Below are 24,543 nucleotides of genomic sequence, written 5' to 3' on the forward strand. Positions count from 1 at the left end.
TCGATCCTCCCGGCCTCGTGATCGTGCTCAGTAGGTGGTGCTGGAGTTGAAGTCGAAGGTGAACACGCCGGTCGCGTAGAGCACCAGCGAGATCGCCGAGAGCACGATGCTGATGAGGCCGAGCCACCAGCCGGCCGTCGCCATGCCGCCGCCCGCCTGGCCGGTCTGGGCGATCTCCTTGCGCGCCATGTTGGCGAGGATGAACGCGGGGATACCCGTGAAGAGACCACAGCAGACGATCGACAGGATGCCCAGGATCATCGACCACAGCGCCTTGGTGTTGTTGCCCTGTGGCGCCCCGTATCCCCCCCGGTGCGTTGTACCCTCCTCCCGGCGGTGGCGGCGGGTACCCGCCGGCCGTGCCTTCGGCGGAACCGTAGGACGGCAGATCGGAGGAGGGCTCATTAGGGTTCTGGTCGCCGCCCGGCGGCGGGTACTGAGTGCTCATGGGAAGAGCCTAGGGTGAAAGAGTCCCGCTGTCTGGTGCCGGGTGATCGTCCGTGGCGACGGGGCGCGCTGACCGGTCCGATCGCGCGGGTTTACCCTGGTGAGGACCGCCCCGGTGTCACCACGCGAAAGGAGGGGATGGACGTGACCGTACTGGACGACATCCTCGCCGGAGTCGCCATCGACCTGGAGGCCCGCCAGGCACAGGTCTCCATTGAGGAGCTCAAGGAGCGTGCCGGACGCCAGAACCCGGCCCTCGACCCGATGCCCGCCTACCGCGCCGACGGTGTCTCGGTCATCGCCGAGGTCAAGCGGGCGAGCCCGAGCAAGGGCGATCTCGCTCCGATCGCCGACCCCGCCGCGCTCGCCGCGGACTATGCGCGTGGCGGCGCCCACACCATCAGCGTGCTGACGGAGGAGCGCCGGTTCAACGGCTCGATCGCCGATCTGAAGGCGGTCCGCGCTGCCGTCGACGTCCCGGTCCTGCGCAAGGACTTCATCACCACGTCCTATCAGCTCTGGGAGGCGCGAGCCGCCGGTGCCGATATGGCTCTGCTGATCGTCGCGGCGCTCGAGCAGCCGGCGTTGGAGAGCTTGATCGAACGGGCGCGTTCGATCGGGCTCACGCCCTTGGTCGAGGTCCACGATGAGGACGAGGTCAAGCGTGCTGTCGCCGCCGATGCCGATCTGATCGGCGTGAACGCCCGCGATCTCAAGACCCTCGAGGTCGATCGCGGCACCTTCGAACGGGTCGCTCCCAAGATCCCCGATTCGGTCGTCAAGGTCGCCGAGTCCGGTGTCCGGGGACCGCACGATGTCATCGAGTACGCGCGCTTCGGCGCCGATGTCGTGCTGGTCGGCGAGACGCTCGTGCGGGGAGAGAACCCGCGCCAGTCGGTCGCGGATCTCGTGGCGGCCGGACAGCATCCGGCGTTGCAACACCGATGGCACGTGTCCTGAGCCCTCCCGTCCCGCTCCACGTCCCACCGAAGGCCCGCCCATGACCGTCTCGCCCCCTGCCCAACCCGACGCCCGCGGACACTTCGGCCGTTTCGGCGGCCGTTTCATGCCCGAGGCGCTCATCGCGCCGCTCGATGAGATCACCGAGGCGTGGGAGGACGCGAAGGCCGATCCCACCTTCACGGCCGAGCTGGCCCGGATGCTGCGCGAATACGCCAATGTCCCCAGCCCGCTGTACGAGGCGCACCGATTCTCCGAGACGGTCGGTGCGCGCATCCTGCTCAAGCGTGAGGACCTCAACCACACCGGGGCCCACAAGATCCGCAATGTCATCGGTCAAGCGCTGCTGGCCAAGCGTCTCGGCAAGCCGCGCGCGATCGCCGAGACGGGTGCCGGCCAGCACGGGGTGGCCTCGGCGACCGCCTGCGCCTATCTCGATCTCGACTGCACCGTCTACATGGGCGAGGTCGATACCGAGCGTCAGGCGCTCAATGTCGCCCGTATGCGGATGCTGGGCGCCGAGGTGGTGCCGGTCACCACCGGCAGCCGCACGCTGAAGGATGCGATCAATGAGGCGCTGCGCGACTGGGTCAGCACGGTCGACACCACGCACTATCTGTTCGGCACCGCCGCGGGTCCGCATCCCTTCCCGGCCATGGTGCGTGACCTGACCCGCGGCATCGGCGATGAAGCACGTGCCCAGTCCTTGGAGCTGCTGGGCCGCCTGCCCGATGTGGCCGTCGCCTGCGTGGGAGGTGGATCCAATGCGATCGGCCTGTTCACCGGCTTCGTGGCCGACGAGGAGGTGCGTCTCGTCGGCATCGAGGCCGGGGGAGACGGCATCGAGACCGGCCGGCACGCGGCCACCATCACCGGCGGCGACATCGGCGTGCTGCACGGCGCCCGCTCGTACCTGCTCCAGGATGAGGACGGCCAGACCCTCGAATCGCACTCCATCTCGGCCGGACTGGACTATCCGGGCGTGGGACCCGAGCACGCCCACCTCGCCGCGACCGGGCGCGCGGAGTACCGCCCGGCGACGGATGCCGAAGCGATGGCGGCCTTCGAGCTGCTGTGCCGTACCGAGGGGATCATCCCGGCGATCGAGTCCGCACATGCGCTGGCGGGGGCGATCGTCCTGGCTGAGGAGCTGGGCTCCGATGCCACGATCCTGGTCAACCTGTCCGGTCGCGGCGACAAGGACGTCCACACCGCGGCACAGTACTTCGGGCTCATCGAGGAGCCGGTCGTACTGGACGAAGGGACCGAGGAATGAGCGCGATCGACGCCCTGTTCGAGCGCACCCGGGTCGAGGACCGCGCGGCACTCGTCGGTTATCTGCCCGCGGGCTTCCCGTCCAAGGAGCTGTCGATCCGGGCGATCGAGACGATGGTCGAGGCGGGAGTCGACCTGGTTGAGGTCGGTCTGCCGTACAGTGACCCGGTCATGGACGGCCCCACGATCCAGGCGGCGGCCGATATCGCGCTGGCCGGGGGCACCCGTGTCGGGGACGTGTTGGATGTCGTGAAGGCGAGCGCCGCGACCGGCGCGCCGACCGTCGTGATGACCTACTGGAACCCGGTCGAACGCTATGGGGTGGAGCGCTTCGCCGCTGACCTCGCCGCCGCCGGGGGAGCGGGACTCATCACCCCGGACATGATCCCCGATGAGGCTGAAGAGTGGCTCGAGGCCTCGGGCGAGCACGGCCTCTCCCGGATCTTCCTGGTCGCCCCGTCCTCGACCGATGAGCGATTGGCGATGACGGCCGAGGCCGCGAGCGGATTCATCTACGCCACTGCCGTTATGGGCGTGACCGGGCAGCGCGACCAGACCAGTGCGCTCGCCGAGCCGCTCGTCTCGCGACTGCGCAAGGTCACGGACAAGCCGGTCGGCGTCGGGCTGGGCGTCAGCAACGGCGCACAGGCCCGGGAGGTCGCGGCCTTCTCCGATGCGGTCATCGTCGGCTCCGCGCTCGTGCGGTGCCTCCTCGACCACGCCGGTCCCGATGACGCCCTCAGCGCTCTGCGTGATCTGGTGGTCGATCTGCGTGCGGGGATGGAGCGATGATCGCCGTCTCGATCCCGAGCCCGGCGGAGAACGTCTGGCATCTGGGACCGCTGCCGATCAGAGCCTACGCTCTGGCGATCATCCTCGGCGCGGTGCTGGCGATCTGGATCGGCGAACGACGCTATCGCGCCAAGGGCGGCAGGCCCGGAACGATCGGCGATATCGCGATCTGGGCGGTGCCCTTCGGCATCATCGGAGGCCGCCTCTATCACGTGCTCACCGACCCCCAGCTGTATTTCGGCGAGGGTCGCGATCCGTTGGACGCCTTGAAGATCTGGAACGGCGGACTCGGCATCTGGGGCGCGATCGCCCTCGGTGCCCTGGGGGCCTGGATCGCCTGTCGCCGCTACAAGGTGGCCTTCTGGCCGGTCGCGGACGCGCTGGCACCCGGCCTGCTGGTCGCACAGGGGGTCGGGCGACTCGGCAACTACGCCAATCAGGAGCTCTTCGGCCGCCCGACGGATCTGCCCTGGGGGCTGGAGATCGCCCCGCAGTTCCGCCCCGAGGGATACCTGCAGTTCGCGACCTTCCACCCGACCTTCCTCTACGAGCTCGTCTGGAATCTGCTGGCCGCTGCGTTGATCGTGTGGCTCGATCGTCGTTATCGCCTGACCCACGGACGCGCCTTCGCGCTATACGTGATGCTGTACACCATCGGCCGCCTCGTCACCGAGGCGCTGCGGATCGACACCGTCAACCACCTCGGCCCCTTCCGGCTCAACATCTGGACGACGATCGTGGTCTTCGCGGGAGGGCTGGTCCTCTTCCTCTGGGCCCGTCGGCGAGCACAGGACTCGCCCGAGGTGCTCGGCACCGATCCGTCCACCGCCGAGGAGCCGGCCGACGACTCCTCATCCGACCGGTGAACGAAAACCACACTCCGAGTCACTCAGAATGTGCATCATTGGTTGCTATGGCGACCACGCAAGCACATCCTTCGTGAGCGGCGGACGGACCGACGCCTCCGAATGAGTGACACAGCGTACCGGACGCGTACGTCCGGGACGCGCATCGATCGTCAGGCGGAGGGGTCGCCGCTCTCCCAGGTGGCGACCCAGTAGCCGATGCCGAGGGGAGCGTCGTCATAGGTCACGGCCCCTCGCCAACCGCGGCCCGCAGCCATACGCCCTGCCACCGCGAGGGACGGTGCTCCCGTGCAGCCGAGACGGAGCGCCGACTCCATGTCGAGGGAGCACAGAGCCTCCGGAACGGCCGATGCGAGGACCTCGACGATCTCCGCCTGGGCCTTCTGTCCGCGCGGATCGAAGCCGAGCGGGGACAGGTCGTTCACGCAGGCGTATCCGTCGGCGACCACCAGCAAGGCCGACGGGACCTCGGCCAGCGAGGACACGTAGGCCCGCGGTCCGCGCCATCCGGCATCGTCGAGCAGCCAGGCGCCCAGCGTGTGCGCGAGGCCCAGCTCGCCGCGCTGACCACCGGCCCGGATATCGAGTCCGAAGTCCCGCAGGTCGCCGCCGGCCCGCTCGTCGTAGGCGGCACCGTCCGCTGAGCCGTCGAGGACGGTGACCGCCGTCGCGTCACCGATGAGCCGGGAGACAGCCGACCGCGCGGCGTCGCGCACGGGAGCCAGCGATGGGTCGTCGGGCACCGCCAGCAGCGGCGCACTCGGCACGAAGGCCCATCGGGTTGTCACGATCCGAGCGTAGCCAGGGCCCCGCTCGCGGGGCGGTGCCTGGGCGTCCATTCGACGCGAGAGAACGGACGCCAGGTCACCGGTCGTCGGCCAGAATGGACGCTATGTCACCGCCCAGGGAGGGGTGAGTCAGGCGCCCGGCTTCTTCTGCTCGCCCTCTCCGTCATCGACGGACATGTCGTCGGCGGCCTGCTTCAAACGGTCAGCGGCCTCGTCGATCTTGCTGGTGAACTTGCCACCGGTCGCCTGGTCGGCGAGATCGCGGACTTTGTCGACGGCCGAGTGGATATCGTCCTCACGGCCCTGCATCGCCTCGCCCGCCCGCTGCTTGGCATCTTGCGCCTTCTGGCCGAGGTCCTCACCGGCCACCTTGCCTCGGCCGAGCATCTTGCTGAGAAAGCTCACGGTCTGTCTCCTCTGTGACCACGGACGTCTGCGGTCTCACGGTACCTGCGAGACTGGCCACGTGCCCGTTCAGCGTCAGGATCGAGTCATCGTGGTGATCGGCCCCACCGCATCGGGCAAGTCGGCCCTCGCGGTGGCGGTGAGCCGGCGCCTCGGCGGCGAGGTCGTCAATGCCGACGCGGTGCAACTCTTCCGCGGCATGGACATCGGCAGCGCCAAGATCACCGCGGCCGAGCGCGCCGGCGTGCCGCACCACCTCCTCGATGTGCTGGACGTGCGCGAGGAGGCCAATGTCGCCGTATTCCAACGGTCCGCACGACGTGCGATCGACGAGATCCGCGGTCGCGGAGCACTGCCGGTGCTCGTCGGCGGGTCGTCGCTGTATGTGCGCGCCGTGGTCGACCCGCTCGACTTCCCGGGAACCGATCCGGAGATCCGGGCGCGCTGGGACCAGCGGCTGCGCGAGCTCGGCGCGGAGGCCCTCCATGCGGAGCTGCGCCGCCGCGACCCGGCGGCCGCCGCACAGATCCTGCCCAGCAACGGTCGTCGCATCGTGCGGGCCCTCGAGGTCGGTGAGCTCACCGGCGCTCCCTTCACCGCGACGATGCCGGACTACACGTCGATCTACGACGATCTCGTGATGATCGGACTCGACGTGCCGCGCGAGGTGCTGGACGATCGGATCAGGCGCCGGGTCGAGCAGATGTGGGACGACGGCCTCGTCGAGGAGGTGGAAAGGCTGCGGGCGGAGGGCATCGAGGACGGTCTCACCGCCAGCCGGGCGCTCGGCTATCAGCAGCTCCTCGCGCACGGGCGTGGCGAGATCACCGAGGACGAGGCGCGCGAGCAGACGATCGCCGGCACCCGCCGATTCGCCCGTCGCCAGGACCGCATGTTCAGGAAGGACCCGCGCGTCCGCTGGCTGCCCTATGACGCATCCGATCTGGTCGAGCGCGCCATGGCCCTCGTGGAGGCACCGTAGACTGGACATCTCATGACTTTCTCCTGGCAGAAGGGGCATGGCACCGAGAACGACTTCGTGCTGTTGCCCGACCACGACGGCGCCGTCCACGGCGACCTCGACCCGGCCTTCGTGGCCGCCCTGTGCCATCGGCGCCGCGGGATCGGCGCCGATGGCGTGCTGCGCGTGATCCGGTCGGCGGCGGCGGGCGTGGCATCCGAGGCCGAGTGGTTCATGGACTATCGCAATGCCGACGGCTCCGTGAGCGAGATGTGCGGCAATGGGGTGCGGGTCTTCGCCCGACACCTGCTCGACGGGCATCTCGTCGACACCGACCGCTTCGCGGTCGCCACGCGCGATGGTGACAAGTTCGTCACCATCGGCGAGGACGGCCAGATCACCGTCGACATGGGATCCTTCAACATCGGCGGATGCAGCGAGATCCGGACGAGCGAGGGGCTCACCGTGTCCGCTCGCGAGGTCAACACCGGCAACCCCCACGCGGTCGCCTTCGTCGAGGATGTCGAGCAGGCGGGAACCCTGCTCACTGAGCCGCATTTCGACCGCGAGGTCTACCCCGACGGCGTCAACATCGAGTTCGTGGCGCGTCGCGGACCCGGCCACGTGCGTATGCGCGTGCACGAGCGGGGTTCGGGGGAGACACGTTCCTGTGGCACGGGAGCATGCGCCGTCGGTATCGCCAGCGCCCTGGTCGACGGGGTCACCGCCCGCCCGGCGGAGTATCGCGTCGACGTGCCGGGGGGCACGGTGTACGTGACATTGGAGGAGAACGACCACGTGGTCCTCACCGGTCCTGCCGAGATCGTGGCCCGCGGCGAGATGGAGTGGATGGCATGAGCGAGCGAAGCGAGGGAATAATGGGGCTGCTCATGCCGGCGTCGGCCTATGGTGGTCTTTTTCAGGCGGTGACGGCATGAGCGAGCGAAGCGAGGGAATAATGGGGCTGCTCATGCCGGCGTCGGCCTATGGTGGTCTTTTTCAGGCGGTGACGGCATGAGCGAGCGAAACGAACGCGACGACGAGAACGTGGACTCGGGCTCGCTGGACCTGGAGGAACGCTCCTCGCTGCGGCGCGTCGCCGGGCTCTCGACCGAGCTCACCGATATCTCCGAGGTCGAGTATCGGCAGCTGCGGCTCGAGCGGGTCGTCCTCGTCGGCGTGTGGACCGATGGCACGGCAGCCGATGCCGAGAATTCGCTGGCGGAGCTGAAGCTGCTGGCTGAGACGGCGGGTTCGGAGGTCCTCGACGCGCTGGTCCAGCGGCGCCAGCGGCCCGACCCGGCCACGTTCATCGGCAGCGGCAAGGTCGACGAGCTGCGCGAGGCGGTGGAGGCGACCGGCGCCGACACGGTCATCTGCGATGGCGAGCTCGCGCCTAGCCAGTTGCGCAATCTGGAGGACCGGGTCAACGTCAAAGTGGTCGACCGGGTCGCTCTGATCCTCGACATTTTCGCGCAGCACGCCAAGAGCGCGGAGGGCAAGGCGCAGGTCGAGCTGGCCCAGTTGCAGTACCAGAGCCAGCGTCTGCGCGGATGGGGCGGCAATCTGTCCCGCCAGGCCGGCGGCCGCGCTGCCGGCGGCGAGGGTATCGGCGGTCGCGGACCGGGTGAGACCAAGATCGAGACCGATCGCCGCCGGATCCAGTCGCGGGCGGCCAAGCTGCGTCGCGAGCTGGCTGAGTTGCGGACCACCCGCGACACCAAGCGTGCCAATCGTCAGCGCCATCAGATCCCGTCGGTGGCGATCGCGGGATACACCAATGCGGGCAAGTCGAGCTTGTTGAATCGACTCACGCACGCAGGCGTCCTGGTCGAGGACGCCTTGTTCGCGACCCTCGACCCGACGACCCGCCGCACCCAGACCTCCGACGGTCGGGTCTACACCCTGTCGGACACCGTCGGCTTCGTCCGGCATCTGCCGCATCAGCTCGTCGAGGCCTTCCGATCGACCCTCGAAGAGGTCGCGGATGCCGACCTGATCGTCCACGTGGTCGATGGTTCGCATCCCGATCCGCTCGGTCAGATCAGTGCGGTGCGTGAGGTCCTCGCGGAGATCGGTGCCGACGGCGTCCGTGAGGTCATCGTCGTCAACAAGGCCGATGCCGCCGACCCCTCGGTCGTGCGCGAGATTCTCGCCCGGGAGCCCCACGCCGTCGTGGTCAGCGCCCGAACGGGTGAAGGCATCGATGAGCTGCTCGGTCTCATCGAGGGCGAGCTGCCGCGGCCCGAGGTCGCCGTGGATCTCGTACTGCCTTATGAGCGCGGAGATCTGCTCAACCGGATCCACGAGTCCGGTGAGATCGACGAGGTGGAGCACCGCTCCGACGGCACTCACGTGGCGGCGCGGGTCGGTGCCGGGCTCGCCGCCGATCTCGCTCCGTATGTCGTCGAGTAGCGGCGGCCCTCGATTCCGCCGGGGTGCGATCGGGTGCCTGTGGACCGCGACCGAGCCCCGGGCGATGACCCGGTAGCCTGCCGCCATGGCCTCTGACGTGCGCGATGTCCTGTCGGCCGCGGTCGATGCGGTGGGAGGCACCGAACGGCCGGGGCAGATCGCGATGGCCGAGGCCGTCCAGGAGGCCTTCGACACCGAGCGGCATCTGCTCGTCCAGGCCGGCACCGGCACCGGCAAGTCGCTCGGATACCTCGTGCCGAGCCTGCTTCACGGCGAGCGCGTGGTGATCGCCACGGCCACTCTCAACCTGCAGCATCAGCTGGTGGAGCGGGACATCCCGGCGCTCAAGGAGGCCGCCCGCGAGGTGCTGGACGATGTCCCTCACCACGCGGTGGTCAAGGGACGCGGCAACTACGCCTGTCTGCATCGTGTCCGCGAGGGCGCCCCGGACGACCAAGGCACGCTCGTCGAGGTGCCGGAGGGAACCCTGGGGGCCGAGGTCGTGGCCCTGCGTGAATGGGCCGAGCAGCAGGCCGAGGGGGGACACGTGGGAGACCGTGACGCAGCCCCCTCGCACAATGAGCGGGCCTGGCGTCAGGTGAGTGTCACGGCACGGGAGTGCCTCGGCGCGCAGCGCTGTCCCTACGCCCTCGAGTGCTTCGCCGAACGGGCCCGCGAGGACGCCCAGCAGGCGCACATCGTGGTCACCAACCACGCGATGCTCGCCATCGATGCGATCGACGGCGTGCCGATGCTGCCGGAGTTCGGCACCGTCGTGATCGACGAGGCGCACGAGCTCGCCGCGCGCGTCACCCAGGCGGCCACACAGGAACTGGATCCCGCCGGTATCGAGCGTGCGGCACGGCGTGCGCGCCCGCACCTCACCGAACCGGCGGCGGCCGACGATCTGAGCGACGCCGCCGATGCCCTGGCCGACACGCTCACCCACATCTCACCCGGCCGGATCGAGGAGGCGCCGCAACCGCTGCGCGCCGCTCTCGACCTGGTCCGCGACACTGCGCGCGCCTGTTTCTCCGCCTTCGGCAAGGAGCGGGCCGGTGAGGAACCCGATCCGGCACGGCAGCAGGCGCGCAGCGCGGTCGATGAGCTGCGGCAGGTGGCCGAGCGTATGGCCCGGGACAGTGACACCGATGTGCTGTGGCTCGGGGAGCTGCGCACGGGTCAGCAATTGCGCATCGCGCCGATCGACGTGTCCGGGGCGTTGCGGGACAAGCTCTTCGGCGAGAAGACCGTCGTGCTGACCAGTGCGACCCTCGCCCTCGGCGGCTCCTTCGATCCGGTCGCGCGGTCGCTCGGGCTCTGGGAGGACTCGCAGTGGCGGGGACTGGACGTGGGCTCGCCCTTCGACTACGCCAAACAGGGGATGCTCTACGTGGCTCGCCACCTCCCCGCCCCGGGTCGGGACGGGTTGGAAGAGGATCAGCTCGGCGAGATCGCCGCCCTGGTCAAGGCGGCCGGCGGTCGGACTCTCGGGCTGTTCTCCTCGCGGCGGGGCGCCGAGCGCGCCGCGGAATACGTGCGCATGGCCCTGCCGGATATCGAGGTGCTCTGCCAGGGAGACGCGCAGCTCCCCGAACTCGCGCGGCGGTTCGTCGATGAGCCGCGTACCTGCCTGTTCGGCACGTTGAGCCTCTGGCAGGGAGTCGACCTACCCGGCGACACCTGCACACTCGTCATCATCGACCGCATCCCCTTCCCTCGGCCCGATGATCCGCTGATGAGCGCTCGCCAGCGTCTGGTGGAGAAACGCGGCGGCAACGGGTTCATGCAGGTCGCCGCGCACCATGCCGCTCTGCTGCTGGCCCAAGGCGCCGGCCGTCTCATCCGCCGGGCTGACGATCGCGGTGTGGTCGCGATGCTCGACCCGCGAATCGTCACCGCGCGTTATGGAGCCTTCCTCGCGTCCTCGCTGCCGCCGTTGTGGCGCACCACCGATCGCGCCACCGTGGTCGCCGCATTGGGACGACTCGACGCCGCAGCCGCGGAACGTGCCGCATCCTGAGCGACAGCCTCAGTACGCTGACCTCATGGCGATCTTGGTGACCGGCGGAGCCGGCTACATCGGTGCGCACATCGTGCGTGCTTTCCGTGAGGCGGGGCTGCAGTCGGTGGTGGTCGACAACCTGTCGAGCGGCCATCGCGAGTTCGTGCCCCAGGACGTGCCCTTCATCGATCTCAACATCACCCGCACCAAAAAGCTCACCGAGGCGCTCGGCCACTACGACATCGAGGCCGTCGTGCATCTGGCCGGCTTCAAGTACGCCGGTGTCTCCGTCGAAAGGCCGCTGCATACCTATCAGCAGAATGTGCAGGGCACGGTCAGCCTGTTGCGGGCGATGGCCGAGCACGGTATCGGCACGATCGTGTTCTCCTCCAGCGCGGCCGTCTACGGCACCCCCGACATCGCTCTCGTGACCGAGGAGACCCCCACAGCCCCCGAGTCCCCCTATGGAGAGAGCAAGCTGGTGGGTGAGTGGCTCATCGCCGATCAGGCGCGGGCGACCGGACTGCGGCATACCTCCCTGCGCTACTTCAATGTGGTGGGCTCGGGAACCCCGGACCTGTATGACTCAAGCCCGCACAATCTGTTCCCGCTCGTCATCCGCGCGCTCAGCGAGGGACACCGGCCGAAGATCTTCGGTGCGGACTATCCGACCCCGGACGGCACCTGCGTCAGGGACTATATCCACGTCGCCGATCTCGCGCGGGCACATGTGGTGGCCGCCCAGAAACTGCTGGGCGGCGATCCCCTCGAGCCGGTGTACAACCTGGGCAGCGGCGACGGTGTGTCGGTACGGCAGATCATGACCGCCGTGGCGCGTGCGACGGGTATCGACTTCGAGCCCCAGGTCGTCGACCGGCGTCCGGGGGATCCGGCGCGGATCGTGGCCTCGGGGGAGCGGGCGGCGCGCGACCTGCAGTGGGCGATGCGGCACACGCTGGACGAGATGGTGACGAGCGCCTGGCAGGCCGGCCGCGACTGAGGCGAGTCCGATGGCGGACTATCTCGTCTGCCACACCCACGAGGCGGTGGGTCAGCGTCCTTCGGCGATTGAGAGCGGTGAGTAGGCATCCATCGGCCGACGGGGATGGACGCTGAAGCACCGCCGCCTGCGGCGAAAGGGCCGCCCACTCACCGCCCACCGCGGGCGAGCGTGGGTCAGACCCGGCGCAGGACCGCCGTGACCTTGCCGAGGATGGTGGCGTGCGTGCCATCGATGGGGTCATAGGCGTCGTTATGAGGCAGGAGCCAGACGTGACCGCCCTTGCGCTGGAAGGTCTTGACCGTGGCCTCACCGTCGATCAAGGCGGCGACGATCTCCCCGTTCTCGGCCACCGGCTGCTGGCGGATGACGACATAGTCGCCATCGCAGATGGCGGCATCGACCATCGAGTCGCCGCTGACCTCCAAGAGGAACAGGGTGCCGTCACCGACGAGCGAGCTCGGCAGCGGCATGACCTCCTCGACACGCTCCTCGGCCAGGATGGGACCGCCGGCCGCGATCCGGCCCACGACCGGGACATAGGTGGCCGCTGGACGCTCATTGCCGAGATCGGTGACATCGGCGAGATCCTCAGCAGCGCTGCCGAGCGAACGGTGCACCTCCGGCAGATGGATCTCCAGCGCGCGCGGACGGTTGGCGTCGCGCTTGATGTAGCCCATCCGCTCGAGCATGCGCAGCTGGTGCGAGACCGAGGACGTGCTCGCGAGGCCCACGGCGGCGCCGACCTCGCGCATGCTGGGCGGATAGCCCCGATCGCGCAGACTGTCGCGCAGGAACTCCAGCACCTTGCGCTGACGCGGGGTCAGCCCGTTCGCATCGGGAGGACCGTCGGGCAGTTCGGTGACATCATCGCTGCGCTCGCTCATAGCATCACGATAGCTGGATCGAAGGGTGACATCAAACATCTGTTCGAATGGGTCAGTGCGTGTCGTGGCGGCGACCCTGGGTGTCGTCGAGCACCTTGATGAAAGTGTCGATCTCGCCCTCGATCTGCAGCTGGGCCCGCTCGGCATCGGTGCGGGACTGGGCGCTGCCGAGGTCCTCGGTGAGCGTGCGCTGGTTGACGACATTCTCCTCGACGGCCTGGAGCGCGGCGCCGAACAGGATCGCGTAGAGCCCCACCCAGAGCCACAGCAGCAGGACCACCACGCCCGCGAGCGCGCCGTAGGTCTCGCCATAGCTCCCGAAGTTGTTGACGTACACCGAGAAGCCGACCGAGGCGATGATCCACAGCGCGGAGGCCGCGAGCACCCCGCGCGTGACGAAGCGGTGCGGGCTCGGTCGGTTGGGGGCGACGCGATACATCATCGCGATGAGCGCGATCACGAGCCCGATGAGGATGAGCCAGCGCACCACCTCCGCCGCGATGCGCACGCCGGGCACGATGTCGATGATCGAGAAGATGGCAGGCGCGACGGCGACGAGGGCGACGGCCACGACCGCGAAGGCGATCGCCGCGGCCGTCATGCCGTAGGCGAGGGCCTTGCGCTTGACGAAGCTGCGGTCGTCGCCGAGTCCGTACATCGTGTTGACCGCCGTGAGCAGGTTGCTGACGCCGCCCGATGCGCTGTAGAGAGCGATCGCGAGGGCGATGACCGTGGTGACGCCGAGCGCACCGGTCGAGGTCTCGGCGACCTGCTGGATCTGGTCGGTGACGATCGACGCGGCGTCAGCGGGCAGCACGTCCTGAATCCGGTCGACCTGGTCGGCGATCGTCTGCGGGGAGGCGAACAGGGCGTATAGCGATATCGCCGCGATGACCGCCGGGAACAGCGAGGTGAAGGTGTAGAAGGCGACGCCCGCGGCGAGGAGCGGTGCCTGATGGGAGGACGCCTGCTGCCAGGCGAGCTTCGCGGTGGCGATCGTCGAACGCATGTCCCGAAACTATCGGGGAAGGACGTGCTCCGCCTGGTAGAGACAGCTGATGAGCCCCGCGTGGCGTAGCGTCAACACCCTGAAGAACAACCCATCAACCGCCACCGCGACCGACCTCGCAGCAGCGGCTTGGCATAGGAGAAACGTATGGATGCCGTTCGCCTCACCGATCTCGTCGACGACCACCTTGCCGAGGCGCGGCGGCACGATAACGGCCGCAGCGCCCAGGCTCTGCACCCCGGGCGCCAGTATCAGCTGCGACAGACCCTCATCGCCATGGTCGAGGGCACCGCGCTCGGCGAGCACCAGGCGCCGGGGGAGGCCACCTTGCAGGTGCTGCGTGGGAGGGTGCGGCTCTCGGGCCCCGGCTCGGCCACCGAGGCCTCGGCCGGGGATCTGGTGATCATCCCCTCCGAACGCCACGATCTCCATGCCCTCGAGGATTCTGCCGTCCTGCTCACCACGATCGTCCCGCTGACCACGATCGTGCCTGAGGAGTCGTGAGCGTGCGCATCGACGAGGTGGCGTGAGCGACTCGCGGACGGTCGCCGGTCCCGTGATCGACGCCGTGGTCCTGGCCGGAGGCCGTGGCACGCGTCTCGGCGGGCGGGACAAAGCGTCGATCGAGATCGAGGGTGAGTCGCTCCTGCGCCGTGCGGTCGACGGCGCCCGTTCAGCGGGATGCCGCGACATCGTCGTCGTGGGGCCACCCCGGGACGAATGGAAGGGGATCATCCAGGTCAGAGAGAAGCCCGCGTACGGCGGACCGGTCGCCGCACTGGCCGCGGCGATCGAGCACCTGGAGGGCGACGAGGTGCTCCTCCTGGCGGTGGACCTGCGGCATGCGGCCCTGGTCGCCCGCCATCTGGTCTCCCTTCCGAGCCCACGTATCGGGACCGTCCTGGTCGACGGCTCGGGGGCAGAGCAGTGGCTCGCCTCGCGATGGCGTACCGCCGAGCTGCGGGGCTCCCTCCTCGGCGACCATCGCGACCAGGCACTGCGCCGGGTGCTGGGTGTGCTCGAGCCCCAGCGCGTGCCGGTCGGCGATGAGGTGGTGCGCGATATCGACACGCCCGCCGACCTGGAGACGCGCTGATTCGTGCGAGCGGTGCTAGGTCGCTCGCGAGTGGTGCATATCCCCTGGAATGGGGAGATATGCGCCACTCGGCGGTCCGGTCAGGGGGTGCGAGTCGACCGTGCGCAGTGCGGGATTTCGATCAGATGTTCGATCGGTGCTTGTTTTGTCAGTGGGCTCGCGTATAGTCGCTCATGTGTTCGATCGAACGGATGTTCGTCTCGAATGGCATCGCCGAACGAGGTTCGGTCGGACACATCAGACCTTGACCTCGGCTTCCCCACGGAGGACATCATGAGCACCATCGCCTACCAGGATCTCGCCCTGACCGCCCCGCGCCCGCAGCGTCACCTGAGGGCGGTTCCCGCTCCGGTGGCCCCCGAGCGGTCCGCCCCGGTGCGGCTCACCCGTCGCGGACGTGTCGTCGTGTTCGTCGCGGCGAGCCTGGTCCTGGCGCTCGGCGCGATCGCCATGGGGGCCTCTGTCGCCGCCACGAGCGACTCCGCCCCCGTCGCGACCACCACGGTGCAGGTCCAGCCCGGTCAGACCTTGTGGAGCATCGCGGCCGAGGCCAACCCAGGGGGCGACGTGCGGGCCACGGTCGATGAGATCGTGCGGCTCAATGCTCTCCCCAATGCGAGCGGCCTGCAGATGGGCACGTCGCTCGCCGTCCCGGTCTACGCGGACTGACGCGTGGCGCCGAACCCGCCGCCACGCCCCGGGGAAGGGCGGGCGGCGGGTTCGTCATATCGGGCGACGGATCGTATGGGTGGTCATATAGGCCTGCTCGGCCCCGGGTTCGGCGCGCATGGCTCCCAGTCGCCACTGATGCCTGGCCTCCTCGATCCGCCCGAGTCGTTCGAGCAGATCGGCTCGAACGGCGTGCCACAGATGCGAGTCGTCGGGCAGGCCGTCCACGATCTCCAGTGCGACGGCCGGCCCCTCGACCTCCGCGAGCGCCACGGCCCGGTTGAGGTCGACCGAAGGCCCCGGGGCGATCAGGCGCAAGGTGTCGTAGTGTTCCAGCACAGCCCGCCAGTCGGCCGGTGTACCGTCGATGGTCGCGGCGTGAAGGGCCTGGATCTCGGCCTCCACCGTGTAGCGCGACAGTCGGTGCGAGCGGCGCGCCTGGTGTAGGAGGAATGCGGCCTCGGCGATCATGTCGGACTCCCACAGCTCGCGGTCCTGGCGAGGGAGTGCGATGAGATCCCCGTGCAGGCCGATACGCGCGTGCCGGCGGGAACGGATGAAGAGCATGAGCGCGAGCAGGCCGCGGATGTCATCGCGGTCGGGCAGCTGCGACAGCAGTGTCCGGGTCAGTCCGATGGCCTCGCCGGAGAGGTCGTCGCCGGTCAGTGTCGCGCTGCGCGATCCGACGTAGCCCTCGTTGAAGATCAGATAGAGCACGGCCAGGACGGCGTCGAGCCGGTCGTCCAGGTCCCCGGCTGCCGGGAGAGCGAAGGGGATGTCGCCCCGGGTGATCGGTCGCTTCGCCAGGTCGAGGCGGTGGCGCATCGTGGCTTCGGTCACGCCGAAGGCGTGCGCGATCTCCGTGAGGGAGAGGCCGGCGCAGAAGCGCAAGGCGAGGGCGACGCGAGCCGGCAGGTGGAGGGCGGGATGGCAGCATGTGAAGGCCAGCGCCAGCCGATGATCCTCTGTGGCGTCCGTCGCCGGCGCCGCGGGCGGGGGAGCATCGGTGCGGCCCAGGCGATCGTGTGCCGCGCGACGGGCCGTGTCGAGCACCCAGTGATCCGGGCGCTCGGGGATGCCATCGCGCTGCCACGTCTCGGACGCCGCGGCGAAGGCCGCGTCTGTGGCGGTCTCGGCGAGGTCCAGATCGCCGCCGCTGTCGTGCAACACCGAGGCCGCCGCCGCGGCCTGGACGGCGCGGAACGTCCGGACGATCCGTCGTTCGACGAGGGTGGTCATGCGAGGGCGTCGACCTGGAGGGCGGGCTCGGGTGACACGGTGCTCATGCGAGTCCTCTCGGTGTCGGGGCGCGCCCGCAGGTGGCGTGGTCGACTCGATCTTGGCCGACACGCCGGAGCGCCGCACCCGGAGGCCCCCTGACCTGCGCAAACGCAGACTGTCAGACCCGGCCGTCAGGCTGTTTGCATGAGCCCGTCGCGCGACGTAGGCTAAACACAAGATGTAGTACTTACACTCGTGTAGTTCTCCACATATAGACCCACAGGCCGATCGGCGTTTCCCACAGATCCGTCAGTTTTCCACATCCGTGTCCACCATGCCGTCCACAGCGAGAGGAGTCCTGCGATGCGTTGTCCGTTCTGCAAGAACGATGACACCCGGGTCCTGGACAGCCGTGTCTCCGATGACGGCGGCGCCATCCGCCGGCGCCGCGCCTGCTCGGCCTGCGACAAGCGCTTCACCACGATGGAGCAGATGCAGTTGACGGTGCGCAAGAAGTCTGGAGCCACCGAACCCTTCGCCCGCGACAAGGCCGTCGCCGGGGTGGCCAAAGCCTGCAAGGGGCGCCCGGTCTCCGCCGACGATCTGGCGTGTTTGGGCCAGCAGGTCGAGGACGCCCTCCGGGCCAGCGGCTCGGCGGAGATTCCGGCCCATGAGATCGGCCTCGCCGTTCTGGAGCCGCTGCGGGCCCTCGACGAGGTCGCCTATCTGCGGTTCGCGAGCGTCTACAAGGACTTCGACTCCGCCGACGATTTCGTCGCCGAGATCGCCACCCTGCTCGCCGCCGCCACCGACGGTGAGCTCGCCGAGGAGACGGCCCGGTCGGCACCCGGCGCCGAACGGCCGAACTGACACACCACCACACCAGTTGAAGCACCACCAGTTGAAACAGGAGCGCAAGGCATGACGGAGACGGTCAGCAACAGCCGAGGATCCGCACGAGGCGGGTCCCGCAAGCAGGCCAGCAAGGGCCTGACGGTGCAGCGGGTCTACACCACCGAGGGTGTGCACCCCTACGACGAGGTCACCTGGGAGCGCCGCGATGTGGTGCAGACCAACTGGAAGACCGGCGAGAACGTCTTCGAGCAGCGCGGCGTGGAGTTCCCTGACTTCTGGAGTGTCAACGCCTCCACGATCGTCACCACCAAGTACTTCCGCGGGGCCGTCGGCACCGAGCAGCGCGAGTCCAGCCTCAAGCAGCTGCTCGACCGCGTGGTGCTCACCTACGCCAAGGCCGGCAAGGAGAACGGTTACTTCGCCTCCGACGCCGATGCGGAGATCTTCGAGCACGAGCTGACCTATATGCTCCTTCACCAGGTCTTCAGCTTCAACTCCCCGGTGTGGTTCAACGTGGGCACCTCCAGCCCGCAGCAGGTGAGCGCCTGCTTCATCCTGGCTGTCGACGACTCGATGGACTCGATCCTCAACTGGTACCGCGAGGAGGGCCTGATCTTCAAGGGAGGATCGGGAGCCGGCCTCAACCTGTCGCGTATCCGCTCCAGCAAGGAGCTGCTGCGCTCCTCCGGCGGCACCGCCTCCGGTCCCGTCTCCTTCATGCGCGGCGCCGACGCCTCGGCCGGCACGATCAAGTCCGGCGGCGCCACGCGTCGGGCGGCCAAGATGGTCGTGCTGGACGTCGACCACCCCGATATCGTCGAGTTCGTCGAGACCAAGGAGCGCGAGGAGGAGAAGATCCGCGTGCTGCGCGACGCAGGCTTCGACATGGACCTCGGCGGCAGCGACATCACCAGCGTCCAGTACCAGAACGCCAACAACTCGGTGCGGGTGAGCGATGAGTACATGGAGGCGGTCGAGAACAACACGGCCTTCGGTCTGACGAGCCGCACCGATGGCGAGGTGATCGAGAGCGTCGATGCTCGCGAGCTGTGGGAGAAGATCGCCAAGGCCGCGTGGGCCTGCGCCGATCCCGGCATCCAGTACGACTCCACCATCAACGACTGGCACACGACCCCGGAGTCGGGCCGCATCACCGCCTCCAATCCGTGCAGCGAGTACATGCACCTGGACAACTCCAGCTGCAACCTCGCCAGCCTGAACCTGTTGAAGTTCCTGAACGAGGACGGCTCCTTCGCGGTGGAGAACTTCGTGAAGAGCGTCGAGCTGATCATCACCGCGATGGACATCTCGATCACCTTCGCGGACTTCCCGACCGAGGCCATCGGCGACACCACGCGCAAGTTCCGTCAGCTCGGCATCGGCTACGCCAACCTCGGCGCCCTCCTGATGGCCTCGGGTCTGGCCTACGACTCCGATGGCGGCCGCGCGCTGGCGGCGTCGATCACCTCGCTGATGACCGGTACCTCGTACCGTCGCAGCGCCGAGCTCGCCGGCGTGGTGGGTCCCTATGAGGGTTATGCCGCCAATGCCGAGCCGCATCAGCGGGTCATGCGCAAGCACCTCGCCGCCAATGACGACATCCGCACCAAGCACGCCATGGACATCGCGGTGCAGAAGGAAGCCACCAAGCAGTGGGCCGACAACCTCAAGATCGGTGAGAAGAGCGGCTGGCGTAACGCCCAGGCTTCGGTGCTGGCGCCCACCGGCACGATCGGCTTCATGATGGACTGCGACACGACCGGTATCGAGCCGGACTTTTCGCTGGTCAAGTTCAAGAAGCTCGTCGGCGGCGGTTCGTTGCAGGTCGTCAACCAGACCATCCCGGTCGCGCTCAAGCGTCTCGGGTACACCGGCGAGACCATCGAGGCGATCGTCGAATACATCGCCGAGCACGGCCACGTCGTCGATGCCCCGGGTCTGCGTCCCGAGCACTACGAGGTCTTCGACTGCGCGGTCGGCGAGCGGGCCATCAAGCCCATGGGCCACGTCCGGATGATGGCGGCGGCTCAGCCCTTCCTGTCCGGCGCGATCAGCAAGACCGTCAACCTGCCCGAGACCGCGACCGTCGAGGACATCGCGGATATCTACTTCCAGGGCTGGAAGCTCGGTCTGAAGGCACTGGCGGTCTACCGTGACAACTGCAAGGTCGGTCAGCCGCTGTCCAGCCAGAAGGCGCAGGACAAGGCGACATCGGCGTCCGCGCAGGCGGAGGTCGAGGTCAAGACCGTCGTGGTCGAGAAGCCGATCCGTCGTCGTCTGCCCAAGAAGCGCCAGTCGATCACGACGAGCTTCAGCGTCGGCGGTGCCGAGGGGTACATGACCTCCGGTGCTCACGAGAACGGTGACCTGGGCGAATTGTTCCTCAAGCTCGGCAAGCAGGGCTCGACCCTCGCTGGCGTGATGGATGCGTTCAGCATCGCAGTCTCGATCGGCCTGCAGTACGGCGTTCCGCTGGAAACCTTCGTCAGCAAGTTCACGAACCTCAAGTTCGAGCCGGCCGGACTGACCGACGACTCCGATGTCCGGATGGCGCAGTCGATCATGGACTACGTCTTCCGCCGGCTGGCGCTGGACTACCTGGACTTCGACACGCGCTCGGCGTTGGGCATCTACTCGGCCGATGAGCGTCAGCGCTACCTCGACACCGGTTCGTATGAGCCCGTCGAGGGTGACGGCAGCACGGCCGCCGAGTTGGTCAACGAGTCCAGGCCTGTCGCCGAGACCCAGGTGGCCCGGGAGGTCTCGGCGGAGTCCGATGTGGATACAGCCTCGGCGAAGCTCCAGGTCGGGTCGGCCAAGCCGGCTCCGAGTTCGGCGCATACCTCCGCCGAGCTCCTCGAGGAGATCACCGGGGGCGCGATCGACAGTCCGCTGTGCATGACCTGCGGCACCAAGATGCGTCCCGCCGGTTCGTGCCATGTCTGCGAGGGCTGCGGCAGCACCAGCGGCTGCAGCTGAATCTGCCAGCGGCGCAGGCCAGATGGGCACGACGGCGGTCATCACGGGATGGCTGCCGTCGTGCCCGGCGTCGGCTCGTGAATCTGCTGATGACGACCGTCGGTCCTCTCAGGTGCTGTCTCGGCGAGACTGAGAAGGATCTGAAGTAAGTCCTTCCTGCTTCGTGATCAGCGGACGGCGGCGAGGGCGCGGGCGACCTGCGCGAGCCGGGTCGCCATGGTGCGTCCGGTCTGCGCCGACCACTCGTGGCCTTCGTCGGTCTCGTGGTACTCCGGACCGGGACCGGGCCCGCGATTCCAGTAGGTCCAGGCCTGGCCGGGGATGGTGAAGCCGATGTCCACGAGCGCGCCACTCACCTCGCTGATGACATGGTGCGCACCGTCCTCATTCCCGGTGACCACGACGCCCGCGACCTTGCCGTAGGCGATCGGCTCGCCGTCCGGTCCGGTCTCGGCGATCATCGCGTCGAGGCGCTCCAGTAGTTGCTGGGCGTAGGAGGACGGTCGGCCGACCCACGTGGGGGTGGCGACGACGAGGATCTGTGACTCCACGATGGCATCGTGCACGCGCGGCCACTCGTCCTCGCTCGACAGCCGCGTCTCCACGCCGTGGTCCAGACGCAGATCGGCCAGACGGAACTCGGTGATCTCGACGCCCTGTTCGCGCAGTGCAGAGGCCACGATCCCGGCCAGCTGGGCGGTGTTCGAGGCTTCCGGCGAGGCCTTGAGCGTGCAGTTGACGAATACGGCTCTCATGGAGTCGGCGTACCCCGTGCGGGCGACGTTCACACCCGCGTCCGGCTCAGCCGGTCCGGGTACGGCGATGCGGACCGGCAAGGGTAGTGCGCCGCCGAGCTGCAACGGCTGTCGCTGCTGGTCGAGGACGTGCCGCTGGTGGTCGACGCGCGACAGCACGAGGACCACTCGCGGTGCGCGTTCGGTCCTGCGCTGTGCCCTTTCGCGGCCGATGCACTCGGTGACTGCTCCGAGCTGCGAGTGCCGGCCCCTACGATCAGTGAGGAGGGCTTTGACGCCAGCTCAACGCGCGGTGAGCCGCCCGGGCGTGCGCCTCGGTCAGGCGGTCGTGCTGGCGTTCACCAAGCTCCAGAAGCTCCTCGAGACGTGCGGTGTCGAGCCTCTCGTCACCCGCGGCGATCAGCGCCTGCCAGCCGGCGATCTTCCCGGCGACGGCATCGCGCATCGCCTCCAGGTCGACGAGATCCGTCAGTGGCGTGCGGCGCACGAGACTCCCGTTCGGCTTCAGCCTCCCGAGCCGCTCGCCCACCTGGGCGAGGGTCATCCCGATCGTCGGGATGGTCGTGTCAGTGCGCCGGGCGAATTCGCGTAGCTCGCGCTGCTCGGCCTTCAGCTCCTCCCGTAGCTCGGCCATCATCGCTCGGGTTGCGGGATCGAGCTGCTGGCGGCCTCGGGCGGCCAGCTCGATCCCGGCGGCGGCGCCGACCAGATGGATACGAAGATAGTGACTCAGTGGATTCACGGGTGTTTCCTCTCGACTCCTGTGGTGTACCCCATGAGATGTCTGGTGAATGGGTCGCTGCCGAACTGGGTACGTACCCCCCAATCTACGAGAGGAGTCGACGATGCACATGATCGACAGCACGAGCCCCGAGGGTGGCCGCCGATGAGGGCCGTCACCTGGCAGGGACGCCGCGATGTCCGCGTGGACGAGGTCCCCGATCCGACCCTGCGTGGGGCGGGGGAGATCATCGTGAAGGTCACGACCACCGGCCTGTGCGGTTCGGACCTGCACCTGTACGAGGTCCTCGGTCCCTTCATGACACCGGGCGATGTCCTCGGGCACGAGACGATGGGCGTCGTTGTGGAGAAGAGCCCCGATGTGACCGGTGTCGATCTCGGCGACCGGGTAGTGGCGCCCTTCCAGATCGCCTGCGGGCACTGCTTCATGTGCGAGCGGGGCCTGCAGACGCAGTGCGAGGTCACGCAGGTGCGTGAGGAGGGGATGGGAGCAGCGCTGTTCGGCTACAGTCGGCTCTACGGCAGCGTTCCGGGCGGACAGGCCGAGTACCTACGGGTGCCCCACGCCGACTACGGCCCGATCGTGGTCTCCGGCGACCTCCCCGACGAGCGGTACGTGTACCTGTCCGATGTGATGCCCACAGCGTGGCAGGCGGTGCGGTACGCCGGGGTCGGCGCCGATCAGACACTGGCCATCGTGGGCCTGGGTCCGATCGGCGACATGGCGGCCCGGTTGGCGACCCGGGAGGGTATCCGGGTGATCGGCTTCGACCGTGTGCCCGAGCGACTGGCCCGGTTGCGGGACCGGGGAATCGAGGTGGCCGATATCGACCGCGTCGACCCGGTCGATGTCGTCCAGGCTGCAACAGACGGTCGCGGTGCCGACGGCGTCATCGATGCCGTGGGCATGGAGGCGCACGGATCGGGTATCGCGGAGACGGCGCAGAAGCTCGTCGGACACTTGCCGGCGCCGCTGGCGAGGGCCGCGATGACGCGGGTCAGCGTGGACCGGATGGGTGCGCTCAACCTGTCGCTGTCACTGGTCCGGCGCGGGGGCACCGTCTCCCTCTCGGGCGTGTACGCGGGCACGATGGATCCGATGTCGCTGCAGAGCATGTTCGATCGGCAGTTGACGGTGCGGATGGGCCAGGCGAATGTCCGGCGCTGGGTGGACGATCTCCTGCCGCTGACCGAGGACTCCGCCGATCCGCTCGGACTGGCATCCTTCGCGACCCATCATCTCGACCTCGCCCAGGCACCGCACGCCTATGACATCTTCCAGCGCAAGGCGGAGGGTGCCGTCAAGGTGCTGTTCCACCCCTTCGGCCAGTAGGGACCCACGACGGCCGGTCGGTGATCCGGCCGGCCGCCGGGCCTCCGCCGCTTCGAGCTGTCAGCTGCCACCGTCGGGATGAAGCGGTGGCATTCCCGAGCCGCGCCCGGCGCGCGCTCCTTCGAGCATCTCGGTGATGGCCTGGGCCGCGCTGTGGCGAGGCCGCCAGTCCAGTTCGCGGCGCGCTCGCTCGCTGGACATCAGCGGAAGCGACATCAGGGCGTCGAAGAGGTCGCCCGGTGCGCGCACCAGACGGGCGCGCCAGGCGGCATCGAGCAGGGCTCGGACCGGGCGGGACGGGACCTCGACGGTGCGGGCACTGAGGATGCGGCCCAGGGCGTGCCGGTCCACGACATCGTCCGCGGCGATGTTGAAGGCACCCCGGACGGGTCTTTCGACCGCTTCGGCGTAGGCCTTGTCCAGGTCACCGGCGTGCACGGCCTGCAGGCGGAGGCCGCGAGGGACCGGCAGCGCCGGGATCCAGCGCGGGTCCAGGAGCCGAGGGCGCACCAGCGGCCCGGCGAAGATGCGCCGCTGCTCGCTCCCGGCGGATCGCTGGAAGACGAAGGCGGGGCGCAGGCGCACCACGGCTGTGTCGGGTCGTGCCTCCTCGAAGGCGTCGAGGACGCGCTCGGTGTAGGCCTTCTCGCGGGAGTAGGCGGCGCTCGAGGCGCCATCGGTCCGCCAGCGCTCGTCGACCCGCTCATCGCCACGACAGGGCGAGTACGCGGCGACGGAGGAGGCGACGACGACACGTTCGACACCGGCCAGCGCGACGGCGTCCAGCACTCGGCGGGTGCCGACCGCATTCGCGCGCCAGGTGATCTCCGGCCGGTGGGTGGGCTGGAACATCCATGCCAGGTGGACGACGGCGTCGGCACCATCGAGGAGGGGGGCGAGGTCGTCCTGCGAGACGTCCGCGTCTCGCCAGGTGACGGAGCCTCCCGCGGGGACGTCCGGGCGACGACGCGCGATGCCGACGACATCGTGCCCGCGAGCGGCCAGTTCGCGGACGACCGCCGATCCGACATTCCCGGTGGCGCCGATGACGGCCGTCCTCATCGCGGCCACCGTTCGAGCACGG

Annotated in this window: 24 protein-coding genes; 15 read left to right on the plus strand and 9 right to left on the minus strand. The window is 68.7% G+C overall.

Annotated elements, in window-relative coordinates:
- Positions 1–27: 27 nt before the first annotated feature.
- Positions 28–261 carry a DUF4190 domain-containing protein gene (locus BHE97_RS20685; RefSeq protein ID WP_236757601.1) on the minus strand — a complete coding sequence of 78 codons (234 nt, stop codon included), beginning with the start codon at positions 259–261 and terminating at the stop codon, positions 28–30.
- A 330-nt stretch (positions 262–591) separates the two neighbouring features.
- On the opposite strand from BHE97_RS20685, the gene trpC reads away from it, so the two are divergent.
- The 4 genes from trpC to lgt are packed head-to-tail and all read left to right on the plus strand — an operon-like array spanning position 592 to position 4,340.
- A complete protein-coding gene (gene trpC / locus BHE97_RS08925) occupies positions 592–1,407 on the plus strand; it encodes an indole-3-glycerol phosphate synthase TrpC (RefSeq protein ID WP_087623750.1) in 816 nt (271 codons plus the stop codon).
- Positions 1,408–1,447: 40 nt separating this feature from the next.
- Complete coding sequence (gene trpB, locus BHE97_RS08930; RefSeq protein WP_087623690.1) at positions 1,448–2,683, plus strand: tryptophan synthase subunit beta; 1,236 nt, start codon at positions 1,448–1,450, stop codon at positions 2,681–2,683.
- Positions 2,680–3,474, plus strand: coding sequence for a tryptophan synthase subunit alpha (trpA, locus tag BHE97_RS08935; protein ID WP_087623691.1), 795 nt, complete (start codon positions 2,680–2,682; stop codon positions 3,472–3,474). Before trpB ends, trpA begins: the two co-directional genes overlap by 4 nt.
- Positions 3,471–4,340, plus strand: coding sequence for a prolipoprotein diacylglyceryl transferase (lgt, locus tag BHE97_RS08940; protein ID WP_087623692.1), 870 nt, complete (start codon positions 3,471–3,473; stop codon positions 4,338–4,340). Before trpA ends, lgt begins: the two co-directional genes overlap by 4 nt.
- 152 nt (positions 4,341–4,492) lie before the next feature.
- On the opposite strand, the gene BHE97_RS08945 is transcribed toward lgt, so the two are convergent.
- Together BHE97_RS08945 and BHE97_RS08950 are read right to left on the minus strand one after the other, a co-directional pair.
- Complete coding sequence (locus tag BHE97_RS08945; RefSeq protein ID WP_140400067.1) at positions 4,493–5,128, minus strand: hypothetical protein; 636 nt, start codon at positions 5,126–5,128, stop codon at positions 4,493–4,495.
- Positions 5,129–5,257: 129 nt separating this feature from the next.
- Positions 5,258–5,533: an antitoxin gene (locus BHE97_RS08950; protein ID WP_236757602.1), complete on the minus strand. Its 276-nt coding sequence runs from the start codon at positions 5,531–5,533 to the stop codon at positions 5,258–5,260.
- Between the two features lie 61 nt (positions 5,534–5,594).
- Here BHE97_RS08950 and miaA point away from each other — a divergent pair, with 61 nt between their 5' ends.
- From miaA to galE, 5 genes are all read left to right on the plus strand, one after another.
- A complete protein-coding gene (miaA, locus tag BHE97_RS08955; RefSeq protein ID WP_170931351.1) occupies positions 5,595–6,515 on the plus strand; it encodes a tRNA (adenosine(37)-N6)-dimethylallyltransferase MiaA in 921 nt (306 codons plus the stop codon).
- Between the two features lie 12 nt (positions 6,516–6,527).
- Positions 6,528–7,352 (plus strand): diaminopimelate epimerase, encoded by an 825-nt coding sequence (dapF, locus tag BHE97_RS08960; RefSeq protein WP_087623695.1) that lies wholly within the window; start codon positions 6,528–6,530, stop codon positions 7,350–7,352.
- A 156-nt stretch (positions 7,353–7,508) separates the two neighbouring features.
- Positions 7,509–8,909 (plus strand): GTPase HflX, encoded by a 1,401-nt coding sequence (gene hflX / locus BHE97_RS08965; protein WP_087623696.1) that lies wholly within the window; start codon positions 7,509–7,511, stop codon positions 8,907–8,909.
- Between the two features lie 85 nt (positions 8,910–8,994).
- On the plus strand, positions 8,995–10,932 hold the full coding sequence (locus BHE97_RS08970) for an ATP-dependent DNA helicase (RefSeq protein WP_087623697.1): 1,938 nt from the start codon (positions 8,995–8,997) through the stop codon (positions 10,930–10,932).
- A 25-nt stretch (positions 10,933–10,957) separates the two neighbouring features.
- On the plus strand, positions 10,958–11,914 hold the full coding sequence (galE, locus tag BHE97_RS08975) for a UDP-glucose 4-epimerase GalE (protein WP_087623698.1): 957 nt from the start codon (positions 10,958–10,960) through the stop codon (positions 11,912–11,914).
- A gap of 176 nt (positions 11,915–12,090) precedes the next feature.
- Here the strand turns inward: galE and lexA are convergent, their stop codons facing one another.
- Together lexA and BHE97_RS08985 are read right to left on the minus strand one after the other, a co-directional pair.
- Positions 12,091–12,801 (minus strand): transcriptional repressor LexA, encoded by a 711-nt coding sequence (gene lexA / locus BHE97_RS08980; protein ID WP_087623699.1) that lies wholly within the window; start codon positions 12,799–12,801, stop codon positions 12,091–12,093.
- 52 nt (positions 12,802–12,853) lie between these two features.
- Positions 12,854–13,810: a YihY/virulence factor BrkB family protein gene (locus tag BHE97_RS08985; protein ID WP_087623700.1), complete on the minus strand. Its 957-nt coding sequence runs from the start codon at positions 13,808–13,810 to the stop codon at positions 12,854–12,856.
- 147 nt (positions 13,811–13,957) lie between these two features.
- Between BHE97_RS08985 and BHE97_RS08990 the strand changes: the two genes are divergently transcribed.
- The 3 genes from BHE97_RS08990 to BHE97_RS09000 all read left to right on the plus strand — a co-directional run bounded on the left by BHE97_RS08990 (position 13,958) and on the right by BHE97_RS09000 (position 15,575).
- A complete protein-coding gene (locus tag BHE97_RS08990) occupies positions 13,958–14,314 on the plus strand; it encodes a cupin domain-containing protein (RefSeq protein WP_087623701.1) in 357 nt (118 codons plus the stop codon).
- A 22-nt stretch (positions 14,315–14,336) separates the two neighbouring features.
- Positions 14,337–14,906 carry an NTP transferase domain-containing protein gene (locus tag BHE97_RS08995; RefSeq protein ID WP_170931352.1) on the plus strand — a complete coding sequence of 190 codons (570 nt, stop codon included), beginning with the start codon at positions 14,337–14,339 and terminating at the stop codon, positions 14,904–14,906.
- A 273-nt stretch (positions 14,907–15,179) separates the two neighbouring features.
- Positions 15,180–15,575, plus strand: coding sequence for a LysM domain-containing protein (locus BHE97_RS09000; RefSeq protein WP_170931353.1), 396 nt, complete (start codon positions 15,180–15,182; stop codon positions 15,573–15,575).
- Between the two features lie 54 nt (positions 15,576–15,629).
- Here the strand turns inward: BHE97_RS09000 and BHE97_RS09005 are convergent, their stop codons facing one another.
- The gene (locus BHE97_RS09005; RefSeq protein ID WP_087623704.1) at positions 15,630–16,814 is read right to left on the minus strand and encodes a DUF6596 domain-containing protein; all 1,185 of its coding nucleotides are present in this window, start codon (positions 16,812–16,814) and stop codon (positions 15,630–15,632) included.
- A gap of 345 nt (positions 16,815–17,159) precedes the next feature.
- Here BHE97_RS09005 and nrdR point away from each other — a divergent pair, with 345 nt between their 5' ends.
- A complete protein-coding gene (nrdR, locus tag BHE97_RS09010) occupies positions 17,160–17,666 on the plus strand; it encodes a transcriptional regulator NrdR (protein WP_087623705.1) in 507 nt (168 codons plus the stop codon).
- 51 nt (positions 17,667–17,717) lie between these two features.
- A complete protein-coding gene (locus tag BHE97_RS09015) occupies positions 17,718–20,630 on the plus strand; it encodes a vitamin B12-dependent ribonucleotide reductase (RefSeq protein WP_087623706.1) in 2,913 nt (970 codons plus the stop codon).
- Positions 20,631–20,797: 167 nt separating this feature from the next.
- Here BHE97_RS09015 and BHE97_RS09020 read toward each other — a convergent pair whose 3' ends face one another.
- Both BHE97_RS09020 and BHE97_RS09025 read right to left on the minus strand, forming a co-directional pair.
- Entirely contained in the window at positions 20,798–21,544 is a 747-nt protein-coding gene (locus BHE97_RS09020) for a flavodoxin family protein (RefSeq protein WP_236757603.1), read from the minus strand.
- Positions 21,545–21,641: 97 nt separating this feature from the next.
- Entirely contained in the window at positions 21,642–22,127 is a 486-nt protein-coding gene (locus BHE97_RS09025) for a hypothetical protein (protein WP_087623707.1), read from the minus strand.
- Positions 22,128–22,271: 144 nt separating this feature from the next.
- Between BHE97_RS09025 and BHE97_RS09030 the strand changes: the two genes are divergently transcribed.
- Entirely contained in the window at positions 22,272–23,459 is a 1,188-nt protein-coding gene (locus BHE97_RS09030) for an alcohol dehydrogenase catalytic domain-containing protein (RefSeq protein WP_087623708.1), read from the plus strand.
- Between the two features lie 60 nt (positions 23,460–23,519).
- Here the strand turns inward: BHE97_RS09030 and BHE97_RS09035 are convergent, their stop codons facing one another.
- The gene (locus BHE97_RS09035; protein ID WP_087623709.1) at positions 23,520–24,521 is read right to left on the minus strand and encodes an NAD-dependent epimerase/dehydratase family protein; all 1,002 of its coding nucleotides are present in this window, start codon (positions 24,519–24,521) and stop codon (positions 23,520–23,522) included.
- Positions 24,522–24,543: the final 22 nt, after the last annotated feature.

This window comes from Aeromicrobium sp. PE09-221 (genome assembly GCF_002174305.1).
In the GTDB taxonomy this organism is placed as follows: Bacteria; Actinomycetota; Actinomycetes; order Propionibacteriales; family Nocardioidaceae; genus Aeromicrobium.

What these genes read in the sequence shown, in the direction of transcription:
- BHE97_RS20685 (WP_236757601.1), bottom strand. Translation starts at nt 261, where the DNA reads ATGATCCTGGGCATCCTGTCGATCGTCTGCTGTGGTCTCTTCACGGGT.
- trpB (WP_087623690.1), top strand. Translation starts at nt 1,448, where the DNA reads ATGACCGTCTCGCCCCCTGCCCAACCCGACGCCCGCGGACACTTCGGC.
- trpA (WP_087623691.1), top strand. Translation starts at nt 2,680, where the DNA reads ATGAGCGCGATCGACGCCCTGTTCGAGCGCACCCGGGTCGAGGACCGC.
- lgt (WP_087623692.1), top strand. Translation starts at nt 3,471, where the DNA reads ATGATCGCCGTCTCGATCCCGAGCCCGGCGGAGAACGTCTGGCATCTG.
- dapF (WP_087623695.1), top strand. Translation starts at nt 6,528, where the DNA reads ATGACTTTCTCCTGGCAGAAGGGGCATGGCACCGAGAACGACTTCGTG.
- hflX (WP_087623696.1), top strand. Translation starts at nt 7,509, where the DNA reads ATGAGCGAGCGAAACGAACGCGACGACGAGAACGTGGACTCGGGCTCG.
- BHE97_RS08970 (WP_087623697.1), top strand. Translation starts at nt 8,995, where the DNA reads ATGGCCTCTGACGTGCGCGATGTCCTGTCGGCCGCGGTCGATGCGGTG.
- galE (WP_087623698.1), top strand. Translation starts at nt 10,958, where the DNA reads ATGGCGATCTTGGTGACCGGCGGAGCCGGCTACATCGGTGCGCACATC.
- lexA (WP_087623699.1), bottom strand. Translation starts at nt 12,801, where the DNA reads ATGAGCGAGCGCAGCGATGATGTCACCGAACTGCCCGACGGTCCTCCC.
- BHE97_RS08985 (WP_087623700.1), bottom strand. Translation starts at nt 13,810, where the DNA reads ATGCGTTCGACGATCGCCACCGCGAAGCTCGCCTGGCAGCAGGCGTCC.
- BHE97_RS08990 (WP_087623701.1), top strand. Translation starts at nt 13,958, where the DNA reads ATGGATGCCGTTCGCCTCACCGATCTCGTCGACGACCACCTTGCCGAG.
- BHE97_RS09000 (WP_170931353.1), top strand. Translation starts at nt 15,180, where the DNA reads ATGAGCACCATCGCCTACCAGGATCTCGCCCTGACCGCCCCGCGCCCG.
- BHE97_RS09005 (WP_087623704.1), bottom strand. Translation starts at nt 16,814, where the DNA reads ATGACCACCCTCGTCGAACGACGGATCGTCCGGACGTTCCGCGCCGTC.
- nrdR (WP_087623705.1), top strand. Translation starts at nt 17,160, where the DNA reads ATGCGTTGTCCGTTCTGCAAGAACGATGACACCCGGGTCCTGGACAGC.
- BHE97_RS09015 (WP_087623706.1), top strand. Translation starts at nt 17,718, where the DNA reads ATGACGGAGACGGTCAGCAACAGCCGAGGATCCGCACGAGGCGGGTCC.
- BHE97_RS09030 (WP_087623708.1), top strand. Translation starts at nt 22,272, where the DNA reads ATGAGGGCCGTCACCTGGCAGGGACGCCGCGATGTCCGCGTGGACGAG.
- BHE97_RS09035 (WP_087623709.1), bottom strand. Translation starts at nt 24,521, where the DNA reads ATGAGGACGGCCGTCATCGGCGCCACCGGGAATGTCGGATCGGCGGTC.